General features: G+C 65.4%; 35 protein-coding genes. 24 read left to right on the top strand and 11 right to left on the bottom strand.

Annotation, left to right across the window (positions count from 1 at the left end):
* The first annotated feature begins 2 nt into the window (after window positions 1-2).
* Genes AC0IZJ_RS03190 through tolA form a run of 13 tightly spaced genes read left to right on the top strand, consistent with a single transcriptional unit; the run spans window position 3 to window position 10,688 of the window.
* Window positions 3-596, top strand: a complete 594-nt coding sequence (locus AC0IZJ_RS03190; RefSeq protein WP_471846565.1) for a pilus assembly FimT family protein — start codon at window positions 3-5, stop codon at window positions 594-596.
* On the top strand, window positions 587-1,339 hold the full coding sequence (locus AC0IZJ_RS03185; RefSeq protein WP_471846563.1) for a PilW family protein: 753 nt from the start codon (window positions 587-589) through the stop codon (window positions 1,337-1,339). The genes AC0IZJ_RS03190 and AC0IZJ_RS03185 overlap by 10 nt, the downstream gene beginning before the upstream one ends.
* Window positions 1,336-2,646 (top strand): PilX N-terminal domain-containing pilus assembly protein, encoded by a 1,311-nt coding sequence (locus AC0IZJ_RS03180; RefSeq protein WP_471846561.1) that lies wholly within the window; start codon window positions 1,336-1,338, stop codon window positions 2,644-2,646. The genes AC0IZJ_RS03185 and AC0IZJ_RS03180 overlap by 4 nt, the downstream gene beginning before the upstream one ends.
* A gap of 8 nt (window positions 2,647-2,654) precedes the next feature.
* Window positions 2,655-3,935 carry a type IV pilus modification PilV family protein gene (locus AC0IZJ_RS03175; RefSeq protein WP_471846559.1) on the top strand — a complete coding sequence of 427 codons (1,281 nt, stop codon included), beginning with the start codon at window positions 2,655-2,657 and terminating at the stop codon, window positions 3,933-3,935.
* 30 nt (window positions 3,936-3,965) lie between these two features.
* Window positions 3,966-4,997: a bifunctional diaminohydroxyphosphoribosylaminopyrimidine deaminase/5-amino-6-(5-phosphoribosylamino)uracil reductase RibD gene (gene ribD, locus AC0IZJ_RS03170; RefSeq protein ID WP_471846557.1), complete on the top strand. Its 1,032-nt coding sequence runs from the start codon at window positions 3,966-3,968 to the stop codon at window positions 4,995-4,997.
* 49 nt (window positions 4,998-5,046) lie between these two features.
* Complete coding sequence (gene ribBA, locus AC0IZJ_RS03165) at window positions 5,047-6,144, top strand: bifunctional 3,4-dihydroxy-2-butanone-4-phosphate synthase/GTP cyclohydrolase II (protein WP_471846555.1); 1,098 nt, start codon at window positions 5,047-5,049, stop codon at window positions 6,142-6,144.
* A gap of 22 nt (window positions 6,145-6,166) precedes the next feature.
* Window positions 6,167-6,640 carry a 6,7-dimethyl-8-ribityllumazine synthase gene (ribH, locus tag AC0IZJ_RS03160; protein ID WP_471846553.1) on the top strand — a complete coding sequence of 158 codons (474 nt, stop codon included), beginning with the start codon at window positions 6,167-6,169 and terminating at the stop codon, window positions 6,638-6,640.
* Complete coding sequence (gene nusB, locus AC0IZJ_RS03155; protein ID WP_471846551.1) at window positions 6,637-7,140, top strand: transcription antitermination factor NusB; 504 nt, start codon at window positions 6,637-6,639, stop codon at window positions 7,138-7,140. Before ribH ends, nusB begins: the two co-directional genes overlap by 4 nt.
* 10 nt (window positions 7,141-7,150) lie before the next feature.
* Window positions 7,151-8,329: a pyridoxal phosphate-dependent aminotransferase gene (locus AC0IZJ_RS03150; protein ID WP_471846549.1), complete on the top strand. Its 1,179-nt coding sequence runs from the start codon at window positions 7,151-7,153 to the stop codon at window positions 8,327-8,329.
* A complete protein-coding gene (gene ybgC / locus AC0IZJ_RS03145; protein WP_471846547.1) occupies window positions 8,326-8,721 on the top strand; it encodes a tol-pal system-associated acyl-CoA thioesterase in 396 nt (131 codons plus the stop codon). Before AC0IZJ_RS03150 ends, ybgC begins: the two co-directional genes overlap by 4 nt.
* On the top strand, window positions 8,718-9,392 hold the full coding sequence (tolQ, locus tag AC0IZJ_RS03140; protein WP_471846545.1) for a protein TolQ: 675 nt from the start codon (window positions 8,718-8,720) through the stop codon (window positions 9,390-9,392). The genes ybgC and tolQ overlap by 4 nt, the downstream gene beginning before the upstream one ends.
* Window positions 9,392-9,826, top strand: a complete 435-nt coding sequence (gene tolR / locus AC0IZJ_RS03135; protein ID WP_471846543.1) for a protein TolR — start codon at window positions 9,392-9,394, stop codon at window positions 9,824-9,826. Before tolQ ends, tolR begins: the two co-directional genes overlap by 1 nt.
* Before the next feature lie 4 nt (window positions 9,827-9,830).
* Window positions 9,831-10,688 (top strand): cell envelope integrity protein TolA, encoded by an 858-nt coding sequence (gene tolA, locus AC0IZJ_RS03130; RefSeq protein WP_471846541.1) that lies wholly within the window; start codon window positions 9,831-9,833, stop codon window positions 10,686-10,688.
* A gap of 266 nt (window positions 10,689-10,954) precedes the next feature.
* Here the strand turns inward: tolA and AC0IZJ_RS03125 are convergent, their stop codons facing one another.
* The 8 genes from AC0IZJ_RS03125 to AC0IZJ_RS03090 form a co-directional block, all read right to left on the bottom strand.
* Complete coding sequence (locus tag AC0IZJ_RS03125) at window positions 10,955-11,959, bottom strand: hypothetical protein (protein ID WP_471846539.1); 1,005 nt, start codon at window positions 11,957-11,959, stop codon at window positions 10,955-10,957.
* Window positions 11,960-12,225: 266 nt separating this feature from the next.
* Window positions 12,226-13,272, bottom strand: coding sequence for a DNA-binding protein (locus AC0IZJ_RS03120; protein ID WP_471846538.1), 1,047 nt, complete (start codon window positions 13,270-13,272; stop codon window positions 12,226-12,228).
* 303 nt (window positions 13,273-13,575) lie between these two features.
* Window positions 13,576-14,079 carry a hypothetical protein gene (locus tag AC0IZJ_RS03115; protein ID WP_471846537.1) on the bottom strand — a complete coding sequence of 168 codons (504 nt, stop codon included), beginning with the start codon at window positions 14,077-14,079 and terminating at the stop codon, window positions 13,576-13,578.
* Between the two features lie 249 nt (window positions 14,080-14,328).
* Window positions 14,329-14,649, bottom strand: coding sequence for a hypothetical protein (locus AC0IZJ_RS03110; RefSeq protein ID WP_132572705.1), 321 nt, complete (start codon window positions 14,647-14,649; stop codon window positions 14,329-14,331).
* Window positions 14,646-16,070, bottom strand: coding sequence for a hypothetical protein (locus AC0IZJ_RS03105; RefSeq protein WP_471846535.1), 1,425 nt, complete (start codon window positions 16,068-16,070; stop codon window positions 14,646-14,648). Before AC0IZJ_RS03105 ends, AC0IZJ_RS03110 begins: the two co-directional genes overlap by 4 nt.
* A gap of 101 nt (window positions 16,071-16,171) precedes the next feature.
* Window positions 16,172-16,852 (bottom strand): antitoxin Xre/MbcA/ParS toxin-binding domain-containing protein, encoded by a 681-nt coding sequence (locus AC0IZJ_RS03100; protein ID WP_471846533.1) that lies wholly within the window; start codon window positions 16,850-16,852, stop codon window positions 16,172-16,174.
* Between the two features lie 32 nt (window positions 16,853-16,884).
* On the bottom strand, window positions 16,885-17,256 hold the full coding sequence (locus AC0IZJ_RS03095) for a hypothetical protein (protein ID WP_471846531.1): 372 nt from the start codon (window positions 17,254-17,256) through the stop codon (window positions 16,885-16,887).
* 2 nt (window positions 17,257-17,258) lie between these two features.
* A complete protein-coding gene (locus tag AC0IZJ_RS03090; protein WP_471846529.1) occupies window positions 17,259-17,765 on the bottom strand; it encodes a hypothetical protein in 507 nt (168 codons plus the stop codon).
* A 137-nt stretch (window positions 17,766-17,902) separates the two neighbouring features.
* On the opposite strand from AC0IZJ_RS03090, the gene AC0IZJ_RS03085 reads away from it, so the two are divergent.
* A complete protein-coding gene (locus tag AC0IZJ_RS03085; protein ID WP_132572720.1) occupies window positions 17,903-18,238 on the top strand; it encodes a helix-turn-helix domain-containing protein in 336 nt (111 codons plus the stop codon).
* 21 nt (window positions 18,239-18,259) lie between these two features.
* Here the strand turns inward: AC0IZJ_RS03085 and AC0IZJ_RS03080 are convergent, their stop codons facing one another.
* Window positions 18,260-18,526, bottom strand: a complete 267-nt coding sequence (locus tag AC0IZJ_RS03080; RefSeq protein ID WP_165917575.1) for a helix-turn-helix domain-containing protein — start codon at window positions 18,524-18,526, stop codon at window positions 18,260-18,262.
* The gene (locus AC0IZJ_RS03075) at window positions 18,523-18,807 is read right to left on the bottom strand and encodes a helix-turn-helix domain-containing protein (RefSeq protein WP_471846527.1); all 285 of its coding nucleotides are present in this window, start codon (window positions 18,805-18,807) and stop codon (window positions 18,523-18,525) included. The genes AC0IZJ_RS03080 and AC0IZJ_RS03075 overlap by 4 nt, the downstream gene beginning before the upstream one ends.
* Window positions 18,808-19,106: 299 nt before the next feature.
* Between AC0IZJ_RS03075 and AC0IZJ_RS03070 the strand changes: the two genes are divergently transcribed.
* From AC0IZJ_RS03070 to AC0IZJ_RS03060, 3 genes are all read left to right on the top strand, one after another.
* Window positions 19,107-19,631, top strand: coding sequence for a hypothetical protein (locus AC0IZJ_RS03070; protein ID WP_471846525.1), 525 nt, complete (start codon window positions 19,107-19,109; stop codon window positions 19,629-19,631).
* A 168-nt stretch (window positions 19,632-19,799) separates the two neighbouring features.
* Window positions 19,800-20,114: a MerR family transcriptional regulator gene (locus AC0IZJ_RS03065; protein WP_471846523.1), complete on the top strand. Its 315-nt coding sequence runs from the start codon at window positions 19,800-19,802 to the stop codon at window positions 20,112-20,114.
* Window positions 20,115-20,121: 7 nt separating this feature from the next.
* Window positions 20,122-20,709 (top strand): RES family NAD+ phosphorylase, encoded by a 588-nt coding sequence (locus AC0IZJ_RS03060; RefSeq protein ID WP_471846521.1) that lies wholly within the window; start codon window positions 20,122-20,124, stop codon window positions 20,707-20,709.
* A gap of 58 nt (window positions 20,710-20,767) precedes the next feature.
* On the opposite strand, the gene AC0IZJ_RS03055 is transcribed toward AC0IZJ_RS03060, so the two are convergent.
* A complete protein-coding gene (locus AC0IZJ_RS03055) occupies window positions 20,768-21,406 on the bottom strand; it encodes a DUF6988 family protein (RefSeq protein WP_471846519.1) in 639 nt (212 codons plus the stop codon).
* A 148-nt stretch (window positions 21,407-21,554) separates the two neighbouring features.
* Here AC0IZJ_RS03055 and AC0IZJ_RS03050 point away from each other — a divergent pair, with 148 nt between their 5' ends.
* The 7 genes from AC0IZJ_RS03050 (at window position 21,555) to arsN2 (ending at window position 26,808) form a co-directional block, all read left to right on the top strand.
* Window positions 21,555-21,881: an ArsR/SmtB family transcription factor gene (locus tag AC0IZJ_RS03050; RefSeq protein ID WP_471846517.1), complete on the top strand. Its 327-nt coding sequence runs from the start codon at window positions 21,555-21,557 to the stop codon at window positions 21,879-21,881.
* Window positions 21,882-21,893: 12 nt separating this feature from the next.
* Window positions 21,894-22,388, top strand: coding sequence for an arsenate reductase ArsC (locus AC0IZJ_RS03045; protein ID WP_471846515.1), 495 nt, complete (start codon window positions 21,894-21,896; stop codon window positions 22,386-22,388).
* Between the two features lie 8 nt (window positions 22,389-22,396).
* Window positions 22,397-22,900: an arsenate reductase ArsC gene (locus AC0IZJ_RS03040; protein ID WP_471846513.1), complete on the top strand. Its 504-nt coding sequence runs from the start codon at window positions 22,397-22,399 to the stop codon at window positions 22,898-22,900.
* A 2-nt stretch (window positions 22,901-22,902) separates the two neighbouring features.
* Complete coding sequence (locus AC0IZJ_RS03035) at window positions 22,903-23,595, top strand: aquaporin (RefSeq protein ID WP_471846511.1); 693 nt, start codon at window positions 22,903-22,905, stop codon at window positions 23,593-23,595.
* A complete protein-coding gene (gene arsH / locus AC0IZJ_RS03030) occupies window positions 23,588-24,319 on the top strand; it encodes an arsenical resistance protein ArsH (protein ID WP_471846509.1) in 732 nt (243 codons plus the stop codon). The genes AC0IZJ_RS03035 and arsH overlap by 8 nt, the downstream gene beginning before the upstream one ends.
* 105 nt (window positions 24,320-24,424) lie before the next feature.
* Window positions 24,425-24,922, top strand: a complete 498-nt coding sequence (locus AC0IZJ_RS03025; RefSeq protein ID WP_471846507.1) for a MarR family winged helix-turn-helix transcriptional regulator — start codon at window positions 24,425-24,427, stop codon at window positions 24,920-24,922.
* Window positions 24,913-26,808 carry an arsenic resistance N-acetyltransferase ArsN2 gene (gene arsN2 / locus AC0IZJ_RS03020; RefSeq protein ID WP_471846505.1) on the top strand — a complete coding sequence of 632 codons (1,896 nt, stop codon included), beginning with the start codon at window positions 24,913-24,915 and terminating at the stop codon, window positions 26,806-26,808. The genes AC0IZJ_RS03025 and arsN2 overlap by 10 nt, the downstream gene beginning before the upstream one ends.
* The last annotated feature ends 1 nt before the right edge of the window (window position 26,809 follow it).

The raw sequence follows: 26,809 nt of genomic DNA, 5'->3' as shown, positions 1-26,809 counted from the left end.
CCATGCAACGCCTCCTTTTCCAAAAATTCCGCTCTGGGGTCACGTTGATCGAGTTGCTCATTGGGGTGGCTGTGGTCGGCGTGGTGCTTGCCGTGGCTATCCCGTCGTTGACCGGCGTGGTCGAACGGCGGCGCGTCGTTGCAGCAGCAGGGGAGATTGCCAGCTTTTTTGCCCAGGCGAGAGCGGAGTCCGCCGTCGTGGCGGACAAGATCAGTGTGCATCTCGAGGACGTGCCTTCAGATATCGGCGATTTCAGCTGCATTCGCATGAGCTCGCATGCCACGACCGATGTTTGCAGGTGCAATCGGCGCGCCACTAGGGTGTGCTCCATAGGCGAAGGCAGATTGCTGCGCGAGTACCTGCTGCCGCGCAGCACGTCGGTTCGCTTCGATGTGAACGAAAACGCCACCTGGGGGTTCGAGTCGCAAGTCCTCACCTTCGAGCGAGGCTCATTCCCCACAGACGTGAGCAACGTCTTTATCAAGGTGAAAGGGGTGCGGACGGGTGCCCTGCTGCACGTCGAGTACAACCAGGCCGGACGGGTGCGTACATGCTCCCCCGACGGCAGCATCGGTGGGTTCCCTCTATGCGGATGATTTTTTTGCCCCAGCGTGGCCTGGGCCTGGTCGAGCTGATGGTTGGCATCACTGTCGGACTGATCGTGGCAGCGGGCGCGTCCATGGTTGCCGTCAACCAGATCAACGAGCACCGTCGGCTGATGCTGGAAACCCAGATCCAGCAGGATCTGCGCACGGCGGCTGACTTGCTGCAACAGGATCTGCGCCGCGCGGGCTTTCGGGGATTGACGGAGCAAGGCGTCTGGGCGCCGCCGGCTGCCGTGGGTACGGCAGCCGAAGAGAGTTCGAAAACAGCTTCCGCCAATCCTTACATCAGCGTCGTCAAAGCGGATACCCCTGGCGCCCTCTCCCTGACCTATATGTATGCGCGGTACAGCGGCGGCGGTCTGTATGGCGCCGAAGTGCCGCGGGATGCCGAGCATTTCGGTTTTAAGTGGGACAAGTCCAACAAGACGCTCTATTTGCGCATAGGGAGCGCGGATGGCCAGGACAACTGGCAGCCGATCACCGATCCGGACAGCGTGCGCATCACGAACTTCGAAATCGACGTCACGTCACAGCCGACCAGTGTGGGCGACTTCTGTGACAAGTCCTGCGGCACGGGCGGCACGGGCGGCACGCCGGCTTGCCCGATTCATGAGGTGCGACAGGTGAAGTTCACCCTCGTTGGCGAAGCGCGCCATGACTCCAATGTCAAACGCACGCTGTCGGGTGTTGAACGCCTGCGCGCGGACTCGATCAGCGGAGTCTGCCCGGCATGAACACTTCGTCAAGCCCACTGAAGCTTCGCCAACATGGTGCGGCAACACTCGTCGTCGTCATGGTGCTCTTCCTCGTGATGGCGCTGCTGGCGGCCTATGCCAACCGGAGCCTGCTGTTCGAGCAGCGCGTTGCTGGCAGCTATTACCGCTCCAGCCTGTCTCAACAAGTCGCCGAAGCGGGTGTCGAATGGACGCTGGCTCAGCTCAACGGCAATGCCATGGACAACGCCTGCAAACCGGTCGACAGTGCAGGGCAGCGCTTCGCCGACAAATACCTGCAGATCAGCCCAGCGGATCGCACCATCGCCTCGAAGGTCACTGACGGCATCTACGGTGTGATTGACTGCACACGTGACACGGGCACAGAGGGCTGGTCCTGCCGTTGCCCTGCCGCAGATTCGGCTCACACCGCACGAGCCGCAGTGGTGGCGAACGAGCTGACTCCGAGCTTCGCCGTACAGCTCGAAGCGGGCAAGCGCGGCGGCACCATGGCGCTTAAGGTGCTGGGCTGCACCGACAGCGTTCCGGACAGTTGCGTCGGCGTTGGTGGTGTCACGGTTGCCAACATCAGCAAGGCCCAATTGGCGCGGACATCGCTGACCGTGGCGGTAGGTCTCGTTAGTGCGGTGCGCAGCCCGCCCGCCGCGCCGCTGGTGGTCAAGGGCGACATCCAGTCCACGGGTGCAGGTGGCCTCGGCCTGCACAGCGCCGATGCTCGCTCGGCCGGCATGCTGGCGACCATCGGTGGCACATGGACCGGCATGGTCGACACCCGGCTTGAAACCGTGCCGGGGGCCAGCGGCAGCGAGGCCGTCGTGCAGGCCGATCCGACGCTTTTGCAAGCCGATGCTCCAGCTGTGTTCAAGATGTTCATGGGCACGAGCGTCGCCCGCTACCCGCAACACCCGGCCGCGCGAACGATAACCTGCGATGGCGACTGCGGGCCGACTCTCGAAGCCGCCTACACAGCCGGACAGCGCATCGTGTGGGTGAATGGTGACCTGATCCTCAGCAGCAACAAGGTGCTCGGCAGCGTGAGCGACCCGCTGCTCGTCGTGGTGAATGGCAACGTCACGCTGACCGGGCCGTTCCAGCTCAATGGCATGCTGGTATCGACAGGGAATTTGATCTGGACCAACGCCAGCGCCATGCCATCGCTCGTCAACGGCATCGTGCTGGTGGGAGGTGGCATGCAAACCATTGGCAGGGTTGACATCGTTTACCAGCAGACCGTGGCTGACCATGTGCGCAACCGTCTGGGCAGCTATGTGCGGGTTCCCGGCGGCTGGAACGATTCCACCAACTGATAATGGCCATGAAGCCTCTCCAACTCAAGACCCGGCGCCCCAGCCGCACGCAGCGCGGCGTGACGTTGATCGAAGCCTTGGTGGCCCTCGTCGTCATGTCGTTCGGCATGGTGGCGCTGGTCGGTCTGCTGAGCAATCTGCGCTACAGCGGCGACATCGCCAAGCAGAGAAGCGAAGCCATGCGCCTGGCGCAGGAGGAGTTGGAGAAGCTGCGCTCGTTCTCGGTGCTCGATAAGCCAGGCGATGCAAGTGCCAGCGTCAGGGACTACGAGAACGACATCGTCTCGCTTGCCGAGGCCAAGTCCTTCAATCTAACCAACGGCAACACCACCTTTGTACTCACGCGTGAGGTGACGCCTCTGATCAAGGACCAGACCGAGCCTCAGGCCAGAACCATCAGAGTGACTGTGGCATGGAAGGACCGCGGCAACGTTGAACAGAAGCTCTTTCTCGACACCGTCATCTCCCGCACCGATCCGGTCTTCGCCCTCGCCTTGGGTGTCACGCCGCCTGTCAACGGAGTGCGACAGCCCGAAAATCGCAATCCGGTGATCCCTCCGACCGCCAAGGACCTGGGCAACGGTTCCAGCGCTTTCCGCCCGGGCGGCGGCACTACGGTGGTCTGGGTGTTCAACAACGTCACAGGCGTCATCAGCGGTAAATGTGAAGGGCTTGGCGAGACGCCGGTTTCGGAACTCGAGGCGAGCAGCGTCGAGTCCTGCAAGAACACCTCGGGTGGTTATCTTGTAAGTGGTGTCATTCGTTTCTCCAAGCTCGACTCGCCCGACCCATCGGTCCCCGATGCTGATGCCCTGCCGAAACCCTTGTCCGCCTCGCTGCGTCTGACTCCCAGCCAATTCCAAATCAGGGATGCGAGTGGCGCGCTGGTGCTGGCCCCCGGTCGCGACTATCCAACGCCAAATCATGAGTGCTTCAGCGACGCCCCTGTGTCCAGCACGGCTCTTCAGAAGCTGGTGAACTACTACTGCATCGTCTATCCCAACACCCAGTCCCCTCGCAACTGGTGGGGCCAGGTGCTGTTGACCGGACTGGATATCGGCACGGGCGCGACGCAGTACAAGGTCTGCCGTTACAGCGGCGACTACAACGGCAACACGAAGATCGACAACGAGGAGCACCCCGAGTCGTACAGCGCCGTGAGCTACTCGCTGGCGCGGCAGAACTTCCTCGTCATGCCTGGCAAGACTGCCGGTCTGTGCCCGACCCTTCCCGCTGATGTCAGTGCCGCCCGCTTCATTGACTACTCGACCTACCAGATCCAGCCCTGATCGCGCGTGATCGCTGGCTAGACTGGGCAGATGCCCGCTTCCCATACGTCCGCCGCGCTGCAACGCGCTCTCGCACTGGCCGCCCAGGCCATAGGCCTGAGCGACCCCAACCCTCGGGTTGGTTGCGTCATCCTGGCGGCAGACGGCCGTGAACTGGGTGCCGGCCATACGCAAGCCGCCGGTCAGGCGCATGCCGAGGTCATGGCGCTGCGCGATGCAGCAGCGCGTGGGCATGACGTACGCGGCACAACGGCGATCGTCACGCTGGAACCCTGCTCCCACCACGGCCGCACGCCGCCCTGCTGCGATGCCCTGATCGGTGCCGGCATCGCCCGCGTCGTCGTCGCGGTCCAGGACCCGAACCCACTGGTTGCCGGCCAGGGCCTGGCGCGGCTGCGTGCGGCCGGCATCGAGGTCGAACTGGCCGACGAGGCGTTTGCCGACGCTGCACGGGAACTCAACATCGGCTTCTTCTCGCGCATGCAACGCGGTCGGCCTTTCCTGAGGCTGAAGTCGGCCGTCTCGCTGGACGGCCGCACCGCCCTGGCCGATGGGCGCAGTCAGTGGATCACCGGCGAGGCCGCACGCGCCGACGGCCACGCCTGGCGCCGCCGCGCTGGCGCCGTGCTGACCGGCATCGGCACCGTGCTGGCCGACGATCCGCGCATGGACGTGCGTCTTGTGCCCACAGCCCGCCAGCCGCTGCGCCTCGTGCTGGACCCACAAGGGCGCATGCCGGCCGGCGCCCGCATCATGCAGCCGCCGGGTGAAGCCCGCGTCATCGGTGCCCACCGCGCCGATCTGCCGGCGCTGCTGCATGAGCTCGGCGACCAGGGCATCAACGAACTGCACGTCGAAGCCGGCCCGACTTTGTCCGGCGCCTTCCTTGACGCCGGCCTTGTCGATGAACTGCTGATCTACCAGGCGCCGATGCTGATCGGCGAAGGCCGCCCTCTCGCGGCACTGTCGCCCTTGGCCCAGTTGGCCGACGCCCAGCACTGGCGCTTGATCGAAGCCACACCGATCGGCCAGGATCTGCGGCTTCGCCTGCGTTCAATCTAGATATCCGCGCGGCGCAAGCCGCTAGGGTCGACACCTACAATCGACGGCTATGCCCATCTCCCCCATTCCCGAGCTGGTGGCCGAGCTGGCCGCCGGCCGCATGGTCATCCTGGTCGACGAGGAAGACCGCGAGAACGAGGGTGATCTCGTGCTGGCGGCCGACCTCGTCACGCCCGAAGCCATCAACTTCATGGCCAAGCATGGCCGCGGCCTGATCTGCCTGACGCTGCCGCGAGAGCATTGCGAGCGCCTGCAGCTGCCGCCGATGACTCGCCGCAACGGCACGCAGCACGGCACCGCGTTCACCATCTCCATCGAGGCCGCCACCGGCGTGACGACCGGCATCTCGGCCGCCGACCGCGCCCGCACCGTGCAGGCCGCCGTTGCGGCAGACGCCAAGGCCAGTGACCTCGTCCAGCCCGGCCACATCTTCCCGCTGCAGGCTCAGGATGGCGGCGTGCTGATGCGCGCCGGCCATACCGAAGCGGGCTGCGACCTGGCGCGCATGGCCGGGCTGTCGGCCACCTCGGTCATCTGCGAAATCATGAAGGACGACGGCAGCATGGCGCGCCTGCCCGACCTCGAGATCTTTGCCGCCGAGCATGGCCTCAAGATCGGCACCATCGCCGACCTCATCGAATACCGAAGCCGCCACGAAAGCCTGGTCACCCGAGTCGCCGAGCGGCGGCTGAACACAGCCCAGGGCGAGTTCGACTGTCAGGTCTTCACCGACCGCACCGGCGGCACCCACCTCGCTTTGAGCCGCGGTTCCTGGCAGGCTGCGGACGAAGTCCTGGTGCGCGTGCATGAACCGCTGTCGGTCATGGACCTGCTAGAAGCCGGATCCTGCGGCCATTCCTGGGGCCTGCCTGCGGCGCTCGCTGCCGTGCATGCCAGCCCCGCCGGCGTCGTCGTGCTGCTGAACTGCGGTGAAGACGCCGCCGGCGTGCTGGCCCGCGCAACAGCCGAAAAGGCCGTGGCACCCGTCAAGAGCGCGATGGACCTGCGCACCTACGGCGTCGGCGCCCAGATCCTGAAGGCGCTGGGCGTGCACCACATGAAGCTGCTCGGCAGCCCGCGTCGCATGCCGAGCATGGTCGGCTACGGGCTCGAGGTCACCGGCTTCATCGCCGCCCCTTCCTGCTGAAACCAGAGACGAGAGACACGCGATGCAAGACTCCACCCAAGGCCTGCCCGGTTTCGAAGGCGCTCTCGATGGCAGCGAGCTGGTGATCGCCATCGTCCAGGCGCGCTTCAACGATGCCGTCACCTCATCGCTGGCCAGTGCCTGCCTGGCCGAGTTGTCGGTGCTGGGCGTGCCGGCCGAGGCTGTCCGCCACGTGACCGTGCCCGGCGCACTCGAAGTGCCGCTGGCCCTGCAGGCACTGGCGGAGACCAACGACTACGACGCTCTCATCGCGCTGGGCTGCATCATCCGCGGCGAGACCTACCACTTCGAGCTGGTCGCCAACGAGAGCGGCGCCGCCGTCACCCGCGTCGGCCTGGACCACGGCATCCCGATCGCCAACGCGATCCTGACCGTCGAGAACGAAGCCCAGGCCTGGGCCCGTGCCGAACCCAAGGGCCGCGACGCCGCCCGTGTCGCCGTCGAGATGGCCAATCTGCTGAAAGAGATCGCGTGAACGCACCCCAAAAGACCGCCACCAAGACGGCCACCCAGACTGGCAAACCCGCCGCGGGCAAGAAGGCACCTGCCAAGTCCGCCCGCCGCCGCTCCCGCGAGGCCGCGCTGCAAGGCCTCTACCAGTGGCTGCTGACCGGCGAGGACATCGGCGCCATCGTCGCCCTGGGCCGTGAGCAGGACGGCTACGCCAAGCTGGACCTGAAGCACTACGACGCGCTGCTCAACGGCTGCGTCAGCGAGGCCGCAGACCTGGACGCCATCCTGTCCCGACACGTCGACCGCAAGACGACGGAGTTGTCTCCCATCGAGCACGGCATCCTGATGATCGGCGCCTACGAGCTCAAGCATTGCGTCGACATTCCTTACCGGGTCGCCATCAATGAGGCCGTCGAACTGGCCAAGTCCTTCGGCGGTACGGACGGCCACAAATACGTCAACGGCGTGCTGGACCGTGCGGCCGGCGACCTGCGACCCACCGAGGTCGCCGCCAAGCGCTGATGAAAAGTTGATGAAGCTGGCCGCCCGGCTCGACCGCATCGAGCCCTTCTATGTGATGGAGCTGGCCAAGGCTGCGGCGCAGATCGCGGCCGGCCCGCTGTGCGACCCGGCCGTCGGTGGCCGGCGGATGATCCGCCTGAACGTGGGCGAGCCCGACTTCGGCGCCGCGCCAGCGGTGCGCGAGGCCGTCACGCGAATCGCTCAGGGCCCCACGCCCTACACCGATGCCCTTGGACTGCCCGCGCTGCGCGAAGCCATCTCACACTGGTACGAACAGCGCTTCGGCCTGAGCATCGCGCCCGAACGCATCGCCATCACGGCCGGGGCCTCCGCCGGCCTGCAGCTCGCCTGCCTCGCCCTCTTCGAGCGTGGCGACGAGGTGTTGATGCCCGACCCCTGCTACCCCTGCAATCGCCATTTCGTGACGGCGGCGGACGCCACGCCGCGTCTGCTGCCCACTGGCGCGGCGGAGCGCTTCCAGCTCGGCGCCAGCCAGGTCCGCGAGGCATGGACGCCGGCCACGCGCGGCGTGCTGCTGGCTTCGCCAAGCAATCCGACGGGAACATCCATCGCGCCCGAGGTGCTGGCCGACATCGCCGGCTTCGTGCGCAGCCAGGGTGGCGTCACGGTTGTCGACGAGATCTACCTGCCACTGAGCTACGACGAGCACTTCAGCCACAGCGCCTTGGCGCTCGGCGACGATGTCGTCTCCGTCAACAGCTTCTCCAAATACTTCGGCATGACCGGCTGGCGGCTGGGCTGGCTGGTGCTGCCGCCGGACCTCGTGCCCGCCATCGAGCGCTTGGCGCAGAACCTCTACATCTGCCCGTCCACGCTGGCGCAGATGGCGGCACTCTCGGCCTTCGAGCCCGAATCCATCGCAGAGTTCGAACGCCGCCGCAGTGTGCTGCGCGAGCGCCGTGACTACGTCGTGTCGGCACTCAACGACCTCGGCCTGGCCGTGCCGGTCGCTCCCGACGGCGCCTTCTATGCCTGGATGGACATCAGCCGGCACCACGCCGACAGCTGGGCCTTCGCCCACGAGCTGCTGCACAGCGCCCAGGTCGCGCTGACGCCCGGTCGAGACTTCGGTGCCACCGACCCGCGGCGCTGGATGCGTCTGTCCTTCGCGTCGTCCATGGAAGACCTGCAGGAAGCCATGCGTCGCCTGCGCGAGGTGCTGGTGTGAGCTTTCGGTTCCCCATCCGCGTCTATTGGGAAGACACCGACGCCGGTGGCATCGTCTTTTACGCCAACTACCTGAAGTTTTTCGAGCGCGCCCGCACCGAGTGGCTGCGCGCAGCCGGCGTGGAGCAACACCAGCTGCGCCAGGACACCGGCCTGATCTTCGTCGTCGCTGCCACCAGCCTGCGCTACGCAGCGCCGGCCAGGCTCGACGACCTGCTCACCATCACCGTCGAACCTGAACCCGCCGGCCGCGCCAGCCTCACTGTGCGTCAACGCGCACTGCGGGGCGACACGTTGTTGGCCGAAGGCGAGATCCGCATCGGCTGCGTGCGCGCCGACGACCTGAAACCCCAACGCCTGCCCGACTCCGTCGTGGCCGCGATCACCGCATGAACCAAGACCTCTCCATCGTCTCCCTGATCCTGCATGCGAGCTTTGCCGTGCAGCTCGTCATCGCGGGCCTGCTGCTCGTGTCGCTCGCGAGCTGGAGCGTCATCTTCGGCAAGCTCATCGGCCTGGGCCAGATCAAGCGCCGCAACGACGCCTTCGAGGCGGAATTCTGGAGCGGCAAGAACCTCAACGAGCTCTACCAGGCCGTGGGCAACCGCACCGACGGAGCGCCGCTGGAGCGCATCTTCGCCTCCGGCATGCGTGAGTTCATGAAGCTGCGCGAGAAGCGCGTCACCGACGCCAGCGCCCTGCTTGATGCGGCCCGCCGTGCCATGCGCGCCAGCTTTCACCGCGAGCTCGATGCGATGGAGCACAACCTCTCCTTCCTCGCCTCGGTCGGCTCGGTGTCGCCCTATGTCGGCCTGTTCGGCACGATCTGGGGGATCATGCATGCCTTCGTCGGCCTGTCCAACCTGACCCAGGTGACGCTGGCCACGGTGGCGCCCGGCATCGCCGAAGCGCTGGTCGCAACGGCCATCGGCCTGTTCGCGGCCATCCCTGCCGTGCTGGCCTACAACCGGTTCGCCCGCCAGATCGACCGCGCCGCGATCACGCTGGAGACCTTCATCGAAGAGTTCTCCAACATCCTGCAACGCAACTCGACGCAAACCTGATGGCGTCCATCTCCACCCGTGGCGGCCGCCGGCGCCGCACGATGAACGAGATCAACATGGTTCCGTTCATCGACGTGATGCTGGTGCTGCTCATCATCTTCATGGTCAGCGCGCCCCTGATCACGACGGGCATGGTCGACCTGCCCAGCGTGGGAAAAAGCCGCCAGCAGCCCGAGCACGTCATCCAGATCATCGTCGGCACCGACGAGAAGCTGAAGATCAAGGTCGACCAGCTTGAGCCGGAATCCATTCCCGCCAACCGGTTGGCCGAGCGCGTGAAGAAGGCGCAGGGCAAGGACGCGAACAGCCCTGTCGTCATCTCCGCCGACAAGAACGTCAAGTACGAAGCCGTCGTGCAGGTCATGGACACCCTGCAGCGCGCCGGCATCCAGCGCGTCGGCCTGGCCGTGAAGAGCGGCGCTTCGAGCAACTGAGCCCATGTCTGCTGCGACCCTGCGCCCCCCCGAGGCCGCCGGCATTGGCCGCGGCCTGACCTTTGCGCTGATCGCCCACGGCCTGCTGATCCTCGCCCTCAGCTCCGGCCTGAACTGGCGCAGCGACTCGTCACCGTCCTTCGAGGCGGAGCTGTGGTCGTCCGTGCCAACCGTGGCCGCGCCACGCGAAGAGGCCCCGGTCGAACCGGAGCCGGAAGCGCCCAAGCCGCAACCCGACACCCGCGCCCAGCAGCGCGCCGCCGAAGAGGCCGCGGCCGAGCAGCGCGACGCCGAGATCGCCATCGCCAAGGACAGGAAGCGCAAGGAAGACAAGGCCCGCGAAGACGCCGCCAAGCTGGAGCGCGAGAAGGCAGCCAAGGAGAAAGACGCGAAGGACAAGGCGGCCAAGGACAAGGCGAAACAGGAAGAGCAGGACCGCAAGAAGGACAAGACGGCCAAGGACGCCAAGGAGGCGAAGGAAGCCAAAGACGCCGACGCCCGCCGCGAGTCGCAGCGCCAGGAGAACCTGCGCCGTATCCAGGGCATGGCCGGCGGCACGCCGGGCTCCACGGGCACTGCGGCCCAGAGCGCCGCGCCGTCGGCCGGGTGGGTGGGCAAAGTCAAGGGCAAGATCCGGCCCCTGATCATCTATTCGGACGGCGCGGCCAACCCGACGGCGGAGGTGAAGGTGACGCTTTGGCCTGACGGCCGCATCCAGGGCGCAACCCTGGCCAAGGCGAGCGGTGACGAGGAATGGGACCGCGCGGTGGTTCGCGCTGTCGAAAAGGCCGAGACGCTGCCGCGCGATACCGACGGCCGCGTGCCGTCGGTCATCATCCTCACCTTCCGTCCACGCGAATAGTCGCTAAGCCCAGAGGCTTCAAAGCTCCACGGAGATCGGCCGCCCCGGCAGCACCCGGTGCAATTCTTCGGCCAGTGCTTGAAGGTCCATGGGTTTGCTGAGGAGGGGTGATCTCGGTTTCGGTGCAGGAACTGGGATTAAGAACCTAGGGTAAGCCCGCGCAAAACACTGCCTCCTTCTCAAGGTGGCCGCCGTGACCGGCGACGCCTTGCCGGACCTCAGCAATGGGTTTGCGAGCAAGCGCCAGAGGCGCCGAACCGCAGCTGTCAGCTCGGCTCCCTCCAAATAGTCCGCTTGTACTCCGGTCTGGCGGAGATTAGCCCCGCTTCCCTGATGAGCCTCGCCACGTCCTCCTGGCTCAGCTGGATGCGGCGCTCAAGGAAGAGCCTGGGTTCAGGAGCTCTGCGGAGTAACGCTGGCCAAGGCGCCTTGTCCTGGACCCAGGAAATGTCGAGCTGTTCCGTCCAGACTCGATCGCGCGTCGGCGTCACGGTCAGCACGCCAGCTAGGCAGTGGGCCAGCTCCCGCAGCGGTCCCGGCAGCAAATGCCACATGACGCGTGTCAGGGCCGCGTTTTCGCCACCGAGCGTGCCGGGCATGTTCTCGTCAAGCGTGATGAGGCACCAATACCGACAGGCCGCCGGACGATGAGCGAACTCCGGCACCACCTGCCAATACGCCATGCCTGCGCCGCCCTGGCGCGTGTCGATTGCGATCGACGACCACCCCGAGGCAGTCAGTCTTGCGGAGTCGGCGACCGTCGCTGCGCTCGCATGCCACGGCTCCCACCGTCCGGTGATCGCGTCGAAGACTTCCACGTGCTCCAGCAGCACCCCGCCGACATGGAAGTCGCTGCTGTCCTCTTCGACGCCGCCCACCTTCCAAATCAGCTCGGCTCGGCCGGGCAAGTGATCGTCGTCGGCAAAGGTCCATCCCTCAAGGGACCGATGAACGATGCCGCGAGGAACCCTCATGAAGACCATCGGATGCTGTGATGCCCGAGTGCGCCAGTCCTGAACGCCGTCCTTGAAGGTGCGCCAGAACGACAGACGGAAGATGGCTTGGTGGGCAGCGCGTCGCTCATCCGCGGCGAGCAGCTCAACGTGCGGATGCCGGTCGCCGGTGTCCCAGCGTCTGGGCCGCAGCAGCGTGTCTCGCCGGATGGTGCGTACTCCCATCAACGAATCGACCCTGTAGAAGAAGTCGTCGGGCTGTTCGGTATCGACGTCTTGAATCTGGCGCCAGAACTGAGCTTCGGCGTTGGTCCTCATGTCCTAACTCCCATGACCAAGTGAGTCCCCCGGAGGGTCGTCGGAATGACGCCGTGGCGACGATAACGCCGCGTGGATCGCTTCGGACCACGGACATCACGATGTGCGAGGACCGCTCGGTAAATAGCCCGCGTCGTTTTCGGTGCAAAAACTGGGGTTAAGGCGGCGCGCAGTCCAATTAAATCAACAACTTACGAGATTCGCCAAAAACTGCCCGCGTCGTTTTGCGTGCAAAACATGGGGTTAAGGTCACCAGCCATGGGGTGTCAGCCGGTCGACGCTGCCTTGTCTTTGGACTTGTTCGTCGGCGGCTGCCCGATGCGTTCCAGCACGCCCTTCACGACGTCGGCTTGCGTCTGGGCGGCTGCCTCCGCGGCCGCCAGCAACCGCTCAAGTTCGCCGTTTCGGCGCTCCAGCGCCTCGGCCCTTGATTGGAGGGTTTCGTACTGCTGCACGGCCTGAAGGGCTTGGGCGCGCAGGTCTTCGACGAGCTGGTTCTGGACCGCCAGGCGCTCACCGGCCGTCTTCAGGTCACGGAGCTGCTCATCGAGCTGCCTGCGCTCAGCACGCGCGGCGGTCAGCAGCGCCAAGGCGTCTACCTTTTCCTGCAGCGCCGTCCGAAGTTCGCCCTGTTTGCTGGCCAGTGCTTCAGTCGCCGTCGCCACCTCTCGCTGCAGGTACTGCAACTGCTGCTCATGCTGACGTGCTTCGCGATCCCGCTGCTCCTTCGATGCCGCCCGGAAGTGTTCGAGCGCCTGGTGGGCGTGCTCGTGTTGCTTGCCGAGTTCCGCGGCATGGGCCTTGGCGGCTGCAAGCTGTTCCTGGAGCGCGGCCACCTGCGTCGTCAACTGTCCCGTCGTCTGAGCGTGCTCAAGGCGAAGGGCATCCAGCTCGCCCTGGATGCGCAGGCGCGCCGTCTTGGCTTCAGCCGCCTCAACTTGTCGGGCTTCAGCTTGGCGCAGTGAGGCTTGTGACTCGGCCAGCGCTTTGTCACGCGCCTCGGTGAGGCGCTTCACCTCTGCAGCGTGCCCTTCCTTCAGCACGTCGAAGCGCTCTTGCGATTCGAGCTCCAGACGCGCCGCCAGGTTGTTCACCAATGCCTGCAGCTGCTCGCTGACGGAGGTCTGTGGTGCCTGACTACCCCCGCCACCTTCTTCGTCCTCGATTTCCTTGACCAGGCGCGAGATGGTGCTTTTTGAGCCGGTGTTACCGAGGTGAATGCGGATGGCATCAATGGACGGGTGGTGCCCGGCCTTCAACAACGCCAGTCTCGCCGCCTGCACTTCGCGCTTCGTGATGCCTGATCTTGCCATGTCTGCCACCAATTACGTATGTGGTACGTAACGCAAGTATTACGTAACACGATATGTGAGTCAACGGCGAACAGAACGACTCGAAGGCACATTAGATAATTGGAAGTTATCTATTCTGCTGGGGCTCGAGCCCGGTACGTGGACGCTTTGCACGCACGAAACCCTGAAAATCTCAATGTTGAGAAGACGGGGCGAACGGCATGGGGAGTCCGGCGGCCATCGCGGCAGCGAAGAGGCCGGTCAGAATCGATGGGACTTTAAAAAGGTGCCAGTCCGCAGGATTCGCTCGCTACCCGCCAACGCTTAGCCGACGTTTTCCTGGTGCGTCTTGACGGCGCTGTAGACCTTCATGCAGACAGCTTGAATGGCCTCGATCGCCTGGTTCCTGTCGGGTGGTGGAGGATTGCCCTGGTTCGTCACCGAGTGCTGAAGCGCGCCGCAGTACTCGGCCAGCACGTCGTCGATCTCTTCCAACATCCCGGTGATCGACGCGCGCAACGGCTGGTCGATGAGGTTGAAGGCCATGAAAGCGACCGAGAGCTTCCCGCTCTCTTCCATCTGATCCGTCCAAAAGCTCTGCACGGCGTTGGCGGCCCACTTGCTGTCCGGCAGCGTCGCGCACAGCGCGGTTGTGGACTTCAGGAAAGGCTCGATGGACACCGGCGCCACGACCTTGCGCAGCCAAAAGTCGTCGACGATCGACTGACGTCGGGCCCGGCCGTCCTTCTTGCGGTTGTAAAACAGAGTACCCAGCGACACAGCCAAAGCAAGCACACTGACCGACAACGCCGGAACCGTCGGCAGCATCTTGTCCCAGGCGCTCTCACGGGCCGGCTGACAGATGACCACCTGCTGGACACCACTGCCAACGGTCGAGCAGCCGTCCGGCAGAACGAGTTGGGCTGGCGGTGTGGGAGTGGGTGGCGGTGCCGGCGCTGCGGCGACCGCACCTGGAGCTGGCGGCGCGGGGCTCGTTGCGGATTGAAGCCCTGGGTTGGGCGCTGCGGCTGTGGCGGACTGCGCGGCTGGCGCCGCAGCTGTCGTCAAGACGGCGCCTCAGCTGAAAAGGTTACGGCTCTGAAGCGCGCGCAGCACGTACCCGTCCATCACCTCCCGCAGGAACTCGGGAGAATCGAAATGGAACCGGCGGTAGAAGGCTTCCTTGGTACCAGCACGAACGACGCTCGGGCCGAACAGGCCGAGAAAGAACGAGCTGCTGATGGTGTACGTGGACGTCGGGATCCGGACCTCCACGGGCGAACCGTTGGAGTCCAAGGTATCCAGGTCAAGGTCGCGGCGCAGTGACGCGCCACGGTCCCGTCCGGTGTAGACCGGGCCTTCTATGCGGCCGAAGTCGATCAAGTTTGCGGTTGTCATGTTGCGTCTCCCGCGCTAGTGGCCTGTGTGCTCTTTGCAGTCGAGAGGGGGAACTTCACGCTGATGAGCGTACCAGGGAAGGATACCCCGGCAAGCTGACGGACATATGTAGGATCGGGCCGCTCTCGAAGATCGTTCTTGTCGTTGAAGGCAATCGTCCTCAAACCGGTGTCGCTCGTGATCATCTTGTACTTGCCGTCGAAGGCGATGTAGGTCGACCCGGACAGGATGATCATGCGGGCCTGGGCCGAGTCGCCGTTCGAACATTCCGAATGTACGCGCTGGAAAAACTCGATCAGATCCCCTGAACCGTTGCCCCGTGTGCTGTCGGCGGACACGTTCTTGGTGCTGACCCCACCCTGCAGCGACAGCAGGGTGTACAGGTCTTCCTTGCGCCAGGTCTTCCCGAAGAGCCGCTTTTTGGTGTGCAGGTCCATGTAGGTCTGAATCTGGTCGCGCGTCCAGTGGCCGTCAGGCAACCGTTCGAACGTTTCAGCAATGCTCGCCCCGAAATTGAAGATCGTGATCTCACACATGGGGGTGGCGAGCTGGGTATCCAAGTACCCCTGGATGGACCAGTCGAACATGCCCGAGTGCTCCTCGACGTTGTCCAGGATCTCGCCGACGTAGTTGCACAGCCGCCCGCGCGCCGCCGGCGTCATGGTGCGGCCGATGGTCTTGAGGCACTTGTTGATGTGGTCGGAGAACCTCACCGTGACCTTCGTCTTGCGGTCGGCCTCCCGCGGGCGCATTGCCCGCACGTAGTGCTTGCAGCGCTCATCGAACAGCAGCAGCCGGTCGCCGTCGACCTTGGAGAGGTACTCGTGCTCCACCTTCAGCCGTTTGATGACGCCGAGCGCCCGGACGAAGCGGACATGGGCCGGGTCGCTGGGAAAGTTGCCGCGCCACCGGATCACCCGCTTGCTGCGCCGAGCCTGCGTGTCCAGTTCGTCGACGAGGACATCCAACAGCGCGTTGGCGCCCAGGTCGTACTGGGTCAACCGGCTGAAATCGATGTAGACGTCGTTCAGCCCCTCGTACGCCATGGCCCGCGCGAGATGAGACAGGCTGCCCAGCGCCTGTTCGGGCGACTCCATGACCGAGAAGCCCGGCGGCAAGCGGAAGCCGACGCGACGCTTGATCTTCGTGGGCTTGGCGGGCTGCGGTGCCATGCCAGCGACCATCCGCACAATCACGGAACGTCGGCCGAAGGCTGCACTCAACGCCAAGTCAGACTGCAGTGCGCGGACGAGGGTCTTGGCGCGGCGACGCAGCCAGCGGGCATCCTTGTTGGCCCGCTTGTTCCGTAGGTAAAGCGGTATGTTGCGCTTGGCGAGATGCATGCGATGAAAAGGCGCAGCGGTCGGGCGTTCAGACTCTGCCGGCTTTTCCTCCCTGCCTGGCATGCCCGTCGCCGGCATCAGGTGCGATGCCTGAAGCCTGACCTTGTTCTAGGGGTGGCCGAGTGTAGGACCGCCGGCATCGATGCCTGGTGGCGCGCGCCTAGGCATTTCCCGATGCTCTAGTAGGTGCCGTACGCGACCCTCGTCAGGTGGTCGCTCAGCAACGCGATGCCGGCGGGCTGGTCGACGAGGTCCAGCGGCGTGCAGCCCAGCGTGACGGCAGGCTGGATGAGCCAGTCTGCCAGCCATGCCTCAGTGTCGTGGGCGCCGAGCGTCTTGGACGCATTGAGCAACTGCGCATAAGCAGGGGTGGCAGCGAACGCCTCCAGCCGGCGCATCAGCGAGCGCTGAGCTACCAAGAAGGTATGGATCTCGCTGGAGATGGCCGGCTTGGGCCTGTTGCGGCGAATTTTGGCAGTGCGGGCGCATGACGAGCGGCGCAGTCCGCAGGCCTCGCGCAACTTCCTGACGTCGGCCTTGAGCTCGAGTCGTTCGCTGAAGGACAGGCGCTGGGCCGCAGGACGCCAGAACTGCTCGGCACCCACGGCGGGCATGGCGTCCCAATCCACCTCCTCCCTACGCTCGGCGACCGCGGCCTCCCAGACTTGCAAAAACCCCAGCGACACCGCGCGGCGGGCGCCAACGTGCTCGAGCAGCGCGCCCAGCAGAAGCAGCCGCTGGGTGTCGTCAAGACACAGCTTGCCGCCGACCATCTCCAGCCGGCCGGGCAAGTCGTGGTGGCGGTGCATCTCGTCGGCGCTCCAGGGCCGGCCCAGCAGGCGTATGTCGAGCGGTTCCAAGTCCTCAACTCCTTGAAGAAGCTATTGAGTGTTCAAGTAGCGACTCGTCTGTTCATTTCTTCCCTCGTGGCGTCGCTGACAACGAGGGCGTCAGTGCGCCCGAGGATCTGCGCGGCAGCAGCGTTCAGCACGTCCCTCTCCGGTTGGCCAGCTTCTGGTGGCGCAAGGAGCTTGTACAGGCGGCCGGACGTCGTGGTGACGGTCCCGCTCGCAAGGTCGACGGATTCGACGGCCGACGTCACGCGGGCGATCCCGCCGTTTCTCAGGGTGACGAGGTGCCGATCTCCACAAGGCAGTCTCACCAGCCGCCAGGAATGCACCTTCATGTCCGGCTGTTCCTCGACCGGTGGCACGTCACGCTCGTTGACGAGAATGAGTCCGAGGCTACGGCTTTCTGAGGGCATCGTCAGGCCTCCGGGTTACGGGCGCGGCTAGCCGGACGCGAACGTCGAGCCCTGGGAACCGGTGGGCTCGCGTTGGCGACGCCCACCTTCAGAAGCAACTCCCTTTGAACAGGTTCAACGTGCTCGGGGATGAGCCCACAATCAAACGGCTCCCCCGAAACGTCGTACAGGGCGACGTGCTGACCACTGACGGAGCGATGCAGCCAGACCTCTCGAACCTCCCGCGAGGACCACTGACCCGACGGTGATTGCCAGGCCGGCATCATGCAGATGATGCCCTTGACCTGCTGGGCATCCAGCGATCGCAACAGCTCTGCCAGGTCGATATCCCAGGCGATGCACAAGGTGCGGGTCATGCTGCACTCGGGTTCGTCTGCGTCGGCGATCTCCACGGACAGCAAGAACCAAGGGGCATGGAGCGTCAGCTCGACCATTCGCCAGTGCTGTGAGCCGGGGCGATCCAGGGCCGGCGGCATCGGAAACTGGTACTCGGGGTGGGAGACAAACATGCAGGAAGCAGCGACGGATGGTGCCATCCGTCGGTGGAAGGGTTGAGCTGGCGCGCATTGTTCGGACGTCGTGGTCAGATTCAGTTTCCGAATACGGTTGAACTTCGAATACGGTGTCGCCGCTCAAAAGCGTCCCCATGGCCAAGACCCTGCACACCCGACACAACAAGATCTTCCTGAAGATGCTCCGGGAGCTGCGCGAGTCCCGCGGCCTGCGCCAGACTGACCTGGCGGACCTGCTCGGCCACAGCCAGGCCACGGTGAGCAACGTCGAACGCGGCGAGAGGCGGCTCGATGTCATCGAGTTGCGCGACTGGCTGGATGCGTTGAACGAGAAGTTCGCTGATTTCACGTCCAAGTTGGACGACGAGCTCCTTCGCCTGGGTGGACCGCGGCTGCGGATCGTGCACCCGAAGGGCAACCGTGCACGTCATGTGCTGAGTCAGATGCTGAGGGTGGTGCGGTCGAAGTGAGCCGCTGGAAAACGCCGATGGTCAGTGCAGCCGGTCGGGTCTGCGGCCGACGCACTCGTCCAGCCTGCCCATGAACTCGGTGAGGGATGACCCACAGGCGAACGCCCATCGCTGAAGCTCAAGGACGTCAACGCGACGCTGGCCGGCCTCACCCGCAGCTACGTTGGCTGCCGGCACACCGAGTCTGCCGGCCAGCGCTTGGTGACTGAGGCCGGCTTGCTCACGAAGCTGAATGAGCGCTTCCAGAAACGCCGCGTAGGCTGCACGGGACCTGCGCGCCGGTGTCACGCTACCGAGCGGGGACGCCGCTGGCGCATGTCCAACCGCAGCTTGTCGAACGAGGCGATTTCGTCGCGGACGCCTGACAGCAACCGCTCGACCTCGGCCGGCGTGCCCTTGTTGCAGAACGTCAGCGTCAGCAGGGTCAACGGGTGAACGTCCAGGACTTGCGCCAGCTGGACCGTCTTGGCCAAGGTGGGATCGGCGCCGTCGTTCTCGAGCCGACTGACGTAGGTGCGGCCGGACACCTCGTAAAAATCTTCCTGCGACAGGCCACGCTCGATCCTCACGGCGCGCAGCGCCTGGGCGAATTTGGGTGCTGTTGCCTTGGGACTCATCGCGGGTCGTTTCCGGCCCGCATTGGCTCATCGCGCACCTCAAAGGACTACACCCGATAAGGTGAGTTAGCAAGGTGTCAATCATTCGTTGGCGCCCAGGTGGCGGCGTGCTGGGCGTTGCATGCGCCTTGAGCGCCACCGTAGCTGCGGCCGATCAACGTCGCCACTACCAATGCCTGTAGGCGGTGACCGCTCGTCCAATTTGGCTTGCGAACTTTACGAGATAACCGAAATAACCTAGACTGCCAGTCATGGACATCAGTCTCCGCCATTGCTTTGCCGAGCACGACGCCCGTCTTGACGACGTGCTGCTCCTGCTGCGTGGTGAGAGCCGCCATGGCGACGGCCGGCGGGCGCGCGGCTTGGCAGCCCGAGCGCTCCAGCAGGTAAAGCGCCAGCGCCACATCTTCAGCCTGGACGGAGTCGAGTTGGACGATGTGGCAAGGCGCGTGGCCAGAACGTCCTTCCGCCAGGAAGTCCGGCGGGACATTGAGTTTTGGATTGGCGGTCAGGCCAAGCAGCTTCGGCTCAACCCCGTCATGGAGGCGCTCGACGCGACGTGGCACGCCGTTGAAGAGCGCCGCGTTGTCCGTCATCTGCTGGTCTTCCACCTCAGTCAGGCCGCCAAGGTCGCCAGCAAGTCGGCGCTCTTGATCTGGGCGTTGGCGCGGGACGTCTGGCGCAAGCTGGCGGCGCAGGCACGCATCCGGTTCCCCAAATTGAGAGCCAACGGCTTCTTCGGCGCGGACAAGGTCGATGGCCGAAATCTTCCATGACCCCTTCAGGGCGAAATCATGAAGCAGACCGCAACCACTACCTCCGCGACGCGGCCCCGCACGGGGTCGCCGACAGCAAGACAGTCTCCCTATGTGTCAGCAGCAGCAACCAAGGCGCTCCTCTCGGGCAGCCTGGCGTTCCGAACGGAGCGCCTGAGTGCTGAAGACATGGTGAACACCGACGAGGCAGCCAAATTGGCCGGCACGACCCGAGTCACGATCAACGCATGGATTGCCAAGGGACGAGCCATCGGCTTGACCCAAACGCGCCGCGGCTTCCGGCTGCCGCGCTGGCAATTCGAGCCTGCGCTCTGGGACGCAATCCCGAAGCTCAGCGTCGCACTGGTGACGACGGATGGCTGGGCCCTGCTGGGCTTCCTCGAGAGCCCGTTGGGCGGCTTGAACGGGCGCACGCCCCGCCAGGCCATCGAACAGGGAAAGTTGGCACGGGTGCTGGAGTTGGCTGGAGCGGAGGGCACCTGAGCCCTCAATGAAACTCACAGACCTTGAGTACGCGCCAGCCTACGTGCTGCCGCCCTCCTTGGCCCTGTACAGGGTCCAACGCTTCGCCCCGCGGCGCGGCGACAAGAAGGCTGGTCGAATCCGGCTGGCACCGCCTGGCACGCTGAGCGGCCGATTTGATCTACCGGACGAATTGGTCGGCTACTTCGCAGAGCGGCCCGAGACCGCCGGCTACGAATGCCTCGCGCGCCGCGAGTTCGAGACGATGGACTTCGCGCAGCTGGCCCAGCGGGAACTCTTGTGCCTGACGGTCCGGCGCCAGATCCGGCTGCTCGACCTGCGGGCTCATGCGCAGTCGTGGCCCGTGCTGCAGTCACTGCGCTTCAACCTCACGCAGGAACTGGCTGCGAGCGCGAGGGACGGTGGTTTCGAGGGGATCATCTACAAGTCCGCCCAGCAGTTCGGCATGGATTGCATGGCCGTCTTCGGTCCAGCGCTCTCACGACTTCGCTACGAGTGGGCCGATCGCCTGGTCGAGCCCGGAACCGGCAACTTCCATTCAGTGGTGGCTGAGATCGCTCGCGGTGCGCAGATCAAGGTGTTGCCGCCGGCGTAGCTGCCTCAACGGAGCATCGCGTCTCTGTGCACCGGGCGTTGGCTGCACGCGCCGGTGTTCATGCCGCAAACCGTTGGCTACCGCCACTGAGCCGCTCGCCCACTTCGGCGACCACTTTCTCGCTGTTGGCGAGGCGCCCAATTTGCAAGAGCGCCAACAGGGCGAAAAGGCCCGAAGCTTTCAGAGCCTCGATGATCTCCTCCGGCGCGTAGTTCGGCTCGATGCTTCCAGCCTTCACCCGACGCGCGATCTGATGCATTCCGCCATGGGTGTACCCATTCATGGCCTTCCACCCTTCGACCTTGTAGCCGGACAGGACCTTGTCTCCAAAGTCAGCATGCTCCTCGATCTTTTCGAGCATCTGGCCAAATTTCAACGGGAGACGATCCGTCTCCATAAACGCCTGAAGCTCGTCAGCGCTGGCGCACAGATGCAGCCAAAGCCCGCGGACCAGCGCTTCGAACTGGCTTCGAATCAGGGCGAATGCCGAGCCGTTGATCTGGCTTGTCACCAGCCGGACGATGCCGACGTGATGTTCAAGACAGAGGTCCAGCAGGACGCCAGGAACCCTGGAGGCATTGTCGGTCTTGATCTCGAGCCCGTCGTGGCGTTCGGCGATCCAAGTCACAAGCTGCTGAGCGCCTGCAAGGACCGCGGCAACGTCGTCGCGCAGTGGAGGTGGCTCTTGCAAGGGCATGGCTATTACGGCGAAGTGAGGCGGGCGGTCAGTATGGTGCCTCGGCAACTGTTGAAGCACGTCGGCACATACGGCGCCCAACCGCCACGCCGCCACAAAAACCCGTATCGCGCTTGCACATATTTCAATATTCCACCAAAATGGAATAATGGAAGATAACGAAGTCATCAAGGGCCTGGCGGCTCTTGCCCAACCTCTGCGGCTGCAGGTGTTCCGCGCCCTTGTGGTGGTGGGCGACGCGGGCCTGACCCCGGGCGCGATCCACGAAGCCCTGGGCACGCCGCCAGCGACGCTTTCCTTTCACCTGAAGGAACTCGTCAACGCTGGCCTCGTCACGCAAGAACGCGCCAGCCGCAACCTGATCTATCGCGCCAACTACGAGCGCATGAACGCGTTGCTCGGCTACCTGACCCTGAACTGCTGCCAGGGCGAAGCGTGCGCCGTGGAGAACAGCTCGACATCTTGCGCCTGCTGACCCAAGGTACCCATGCTCGACAACACCTTCAACGTTCTCTTCGTCTGCACCGGCAACTCTGCCCGGTCCATCCTGGCCGAAGGCCTGACGAACAGCCTGTCAGACCGGCGCTTCAAGGCCTACTCGGCTGGCAGCCAGCCTACGGGCGTCGTGAACCCGCTGGCACTGCAGACGCTCGCCGCGCTGCACCTGTCAACCGAGGGATTCCGCAGTAAGAGCTGGGAGGAGTTCGCTGGCCCGGGCTCGCCCATCATGGACTTCGTGTTCACGGTGTGCGACTCGGCGGCCGGCGAGGTGTGCCCTGTCTGGCCAGGCCAACCGATGACCGCGCACTGGGGCGTGCCCGACCCGGCCGCCTTGCAAGGCAGCGAGCAGGCCAAGCTGCAGGCGTTTCGCGACGTGGCCATCACCCTCAAGCGCCGCATCGAGCTGCTGCTGGCGCTGCCCATCCCCAAGCTGGAGCCTTTGGCCATCCAGCACGAGATTCGACAAATCGGCACCCGCTGAGCCCTTCCATGACGACACACGTTCTCATCCTCTGCACCCACAACTCCGCGCGCAGCGTCCTCAGCGAGGGCATGCTCAACCACTGGGCCAAGAAGCTCGGCAAGGACGTGCAAGCGCACAGCGCCGGCAGCGCCCCGAGTGGCCGCATCAACCCGTTCGCCGTCGAGGCGCTGCAGAACGCCGGCGTGGACAACAGCGGCTACTACAGCAAGAGCTGGGACCAGTTCAGCCAGGACGGCGCACCGCCGCTGTCCATCGTCATCACGGTCTGCGACAGCGCCGCTGCTGAGCAATGCCCAGTCTTCTTCGGTGGCAACGGCCAGCCTGTGAAGGTGCACTGGGGCTACCCGGACCCGTCCAACGCCGAAGGTGGCGATGAAGGCAAGCGCCGCGCGTTCGAACTGACGCGCCAGGCCATCGGCTACCGCATGCTGCAGCTTCTGCAGTTGCCGCTGGAGGATCTGAGCAAGGCTGACCTGCAGCAGGCCCTGGCCGAGATTTATAAGAGCTGAGCATGAATCTGTCCCGCAAGCTCCTTGCCGAAGGCCTGGGCACCGCGCTGCTGTTGGCTGTGGTGATCGGCTCCGGCGTCATGGCCGAGCGCCTGTCCGACGGCAACGTCGCCATCGCACTGTTGGCCAACACGCTCGCGACCGTGGGCGGCCTCTACATCCTCATCGAAGTGTTTGGCCCCATCAGCGGCGCTCATTTCAACCCCGCCGTCAGCGCCGTCATGGCCTGGCGCCGCGAATTGCCGGTGGCCGCCCTGGCGCCCTACATCGCGGTACAGCTCATCGGCGCCGTGCTGGGCGCTTGGCTCGCGCATGCCATGTTCGACATGACGATCGTGCAGTTCTCCACTAAGCAGCGCACCGGCACGGGCCAATGGATCGCCGAGGGCGTCGCCACCTTCGGCCTGCTGCTGGTCATCCTGCGCGCACCCGGTTCCCGCGTGGCCGCCATGGTCGCCGCCTACATCGGTGCGGCCTACTGGTTCACGGCATCGACGTCTTTCGCCAACCCGGCCGCCGTGTTCGGCCGCATGTTCAGCGACAGCTTCGCCGGCATTGCGCCCACCAGCGCACCGGGCTTTGTCGTCGCCGAGCTGTTCGGTGCCGCCCTGGCGGTGGGCGTCCATCAACTGCTATCCGCGCCGGCCGCCGCCGCTGCCGCTTCGACCGCCGCTGGCGAGGCACGCCATGTCTGAGCCCCTGTTCGCAGACGCCACTTTCCCCGCGCTGCGCGCTGACCTGTTCGACGTGCCCACCCAGGAGCGGCTGACCGTGCCGGCCCCGTCGCAGCACCGGCCGCGCATCCTCATGCTGTACGGGTCCCTCCGTGAGCGCTCCTACAGCCGGCTGCTGACCTTCGAGGCCGCCCGCCTGCTGGAGGCCATGGGCGCCGAGGTGCGCATCTTCAACCCCAGCGGCCTGCCGCTTCCCGACGATGCACCTGACACCCACCCCAAGGTCCAGGAGCTGCGCGAGCTTGCCGCGTGGTCGGAAGGCATGGTCTGGACCTCGCCCGAACGCCACGGCGCCATGACTGGCATCATGAAAGCGCAAATCGACTGGATCCCGCTGTCCACCGGCTCGGTGCGGCCCACCCAAGGCAAGACGCTGGCCGTCATGCAGGTGTCCGGCGGCTCGCAGTCCTTCAACGCGGTCAACCAGATGCGGGTGCTGGGCCGGTGGATGCGGATGCTGACCGTCCCCAACCAGTCGTCGGTGGCAAAGGCCTTTGGCGAGTTCACCGAGGACGGTCGAATGAAGCCCTCGTCCTTCTACGACCGCGTCGTGGATGTGATGGAGGAGCTGTTCAAGTTCACGTTGCTGACCCGTGACCTGGGTCCGTACCTCGTGGACCGCTACAGCGAGCGCAAGGAGAGTGCTGATGAGCTGTCCAAGCGCGTGAACCAGCGCGCCATCTGACACCCGACGGGGCCGAGGCCCCGTTTCTCTGGTCCAGATAGTTGCTATTGACAACGAAGAAGGCAAACATCAACATGCGCCCAGATAGTTGCTACACACATCCAAATGAACGAATTCAGCTCCGGCAGCCTGTTGCGCGAAGTCGCCCGCATGTACACGCGTGCCCAGCGCGTGGTGGCGGACTGCTGCCGTACGACCAACACCCAGTGCCACCTGCTGACCGAGCTTGGGCGTTCCGGGCCGCTGCCGCTGTCCGAGCTGGGCACGCGGGTCAGCCTGGAGAAGAGCTGGGTGTCGCGTGCCGTGGAGGCCATGGCAGCCCGTGGCTTGGTGACCAAGGAGCCGAACCCGTCCGACGCAAGGAGCTGGCTCGTCACGCTCACCGCCGAAGGCGAGCGCACCGTCCGTGAGCTGAACCGAACCCTCGACGACCACGCCCAGCGACTGCTGGCGAGCCTCAGCGCCCGCGAGCGCGACGCCGTCGAGAACTCATTGCTGACGCTCCTGAAGGCCCTGCGCGAAGACCCGGCTGCCATGTGTTGCCTGCCGCCCCAAGCAGACGCCCTGAAGGAGCCATCCAGGGATTCCAAATCATGCTGCTGAACAACTCCATCTCCCTGCGTCAAGCCGGCGCGTCCGACTGGCCCGGCGTCGAGGCCTTGCTGCAGGCCAACAAGCTGCCGACTAAGGGCGCGCAGGCGCATCTGCCCACTTACCTGATCGCCACGAGCAGCGGCGAAATCGTCGGCTGCGCCGGCGCCGAGATCTACGGCCGGGTTGCGCTGCTGCGCTCGGTCGCCATTGCGCCCGGCCTGCAGAAGCAAGGCATCGGGCGGCTGCTGGTCGAGCGGCTCCTGCTGGAGGCCCGTTCGCGCGACATCGCCGCGTTGTACCTACTGACCGTCACTGCGCCGGAGTACTTCGCGCAGTACGGCTTCAAGCGCATGAAGATCGAGGATGCGCCCCAGGCGCTGAAGGCCTCGGCCGAGTTCCAGGGCGCCTGCCCAAACTGCGCCGCGCTGATGGCGCTGACGCTGCGCGAGGCGCCGACTGTCGATGCCGGTCTGCCCGTGGCGGTGCTCGGCGCGGGTCCTGTGGGTCTCGCAGCCGTGGCCCAGCTCGTGGAGCGCGGCCTGCCGTTCGTCGCACTGGAGGCCGGCGGCCAGGTGGGCGCCAACCTGCGCGACTATGGCCACGTGCAGCTCTTCTCCCCCTGGCAGTTCGACGTCGACCACGCCATGGCTCGGCTGCTGGCGCCCACGGGCTGGACCGCGCCGCCGGCCGCCGAGTTGCCTCGCGCTGGCGAGGTCGCCGAGCGGGTGATGCAGCCGTTCGCAGCGCTGCCGCAGGTGGCCCCGTTCATCAAGCTAGGCGCGCGCGTGCTGGCAGTGAGCCGCGAGGGCTTCGACAAGGTGAAGAGCGCCGGCCGCGATCAAGCCGCCTTCCTCGTGCGCTACGAGCAGGACGGTCAGGTGCTGGAGCTGCGCGCCCGCGCCGTCATCGACGCGACGGGCACATGGAACCAGCCCAACCCGGTGGGCGCCAATGGTCTGCAGGCGATCGGCGAGGCCGAGGTTCAGGACCGCATCTTCTACGGCATCCCCGATGTGGCCGGCGCACTGCGCAGCCGCTATGAAGGCAAGCGCACGCTGGTGGTCGGCGCTGGCCACTCAGCCGCGAACGCGCTGCTGTCGCTGGCGGAACTGGCCAAGCAGTCGTCCGGTACGCGCTTGGCCTGGGCGGTGCGCTCGCCGGCCCTGCAGCGCGTCTTCGGTGGCGGTGATGCCGACGCGCTGCCGGCACGCGGCGCATTGGGCGCATCGCTGCGCCGGCTGCGCGACGGCGGCGCTTTGGAGTTTTTCAGCGGCTTGCGCGTCACACGCATCGAGCGCGTTGGCGATCAACTGCGCCTCACTGGCCTGGACGTCAAGCAGCAGCCGGTCGTCGTGGATGGCATCGACGAGATCATCTGCGCCACCGGCCAGCGCCCCGACCTGTCGCTAACGAGCGAACTGCACTTGAAGCTGGACACGTGGTTGGAGTCCACCGAAGCGTTGGGCCCGCTGATCGACCCCAACCTGCACAGCTGCGGCACCGTGCGCCCGCATGGCCATCGAGAGCTGGCCCACCCGGAACCCGGCTTCTATACGGTCGGTGTGAAGAGCTACGGCCGCGCGCCGACATTCCTGATGGCCACCGGCTTCGAGCAGGCGCGCTCCGTCGTTGCCGCCATTGCTGGCGACCTGGCGGCGGCGGACCGCGTTGAGCTGGAGCTGCCGGAGACGGGCGTGTGCTCGGTCAACCTGACGCCGGCCGGTGCGGCTACAGGCTGCTGCGGCCCTGCGCCTGAAGCTGCGGTGGGTGCGTCATCCGTCGCCGTCCCGGTTGCCATACCCAAGCGTGGCTGCGGACCTGGCAGCTGCGGTCCGAAGGCCGCGCCCGAGGTTGCGGCACCGGTTGCTGCGCAAGCCTCGCGGTGCTGCGGCTGAA

Source organism: Roseateles sp. AC306, from assembly GCF_979253795.1.
This window is presented reverse-complemented; position numbering and strand designations above follow the sequence as displayed.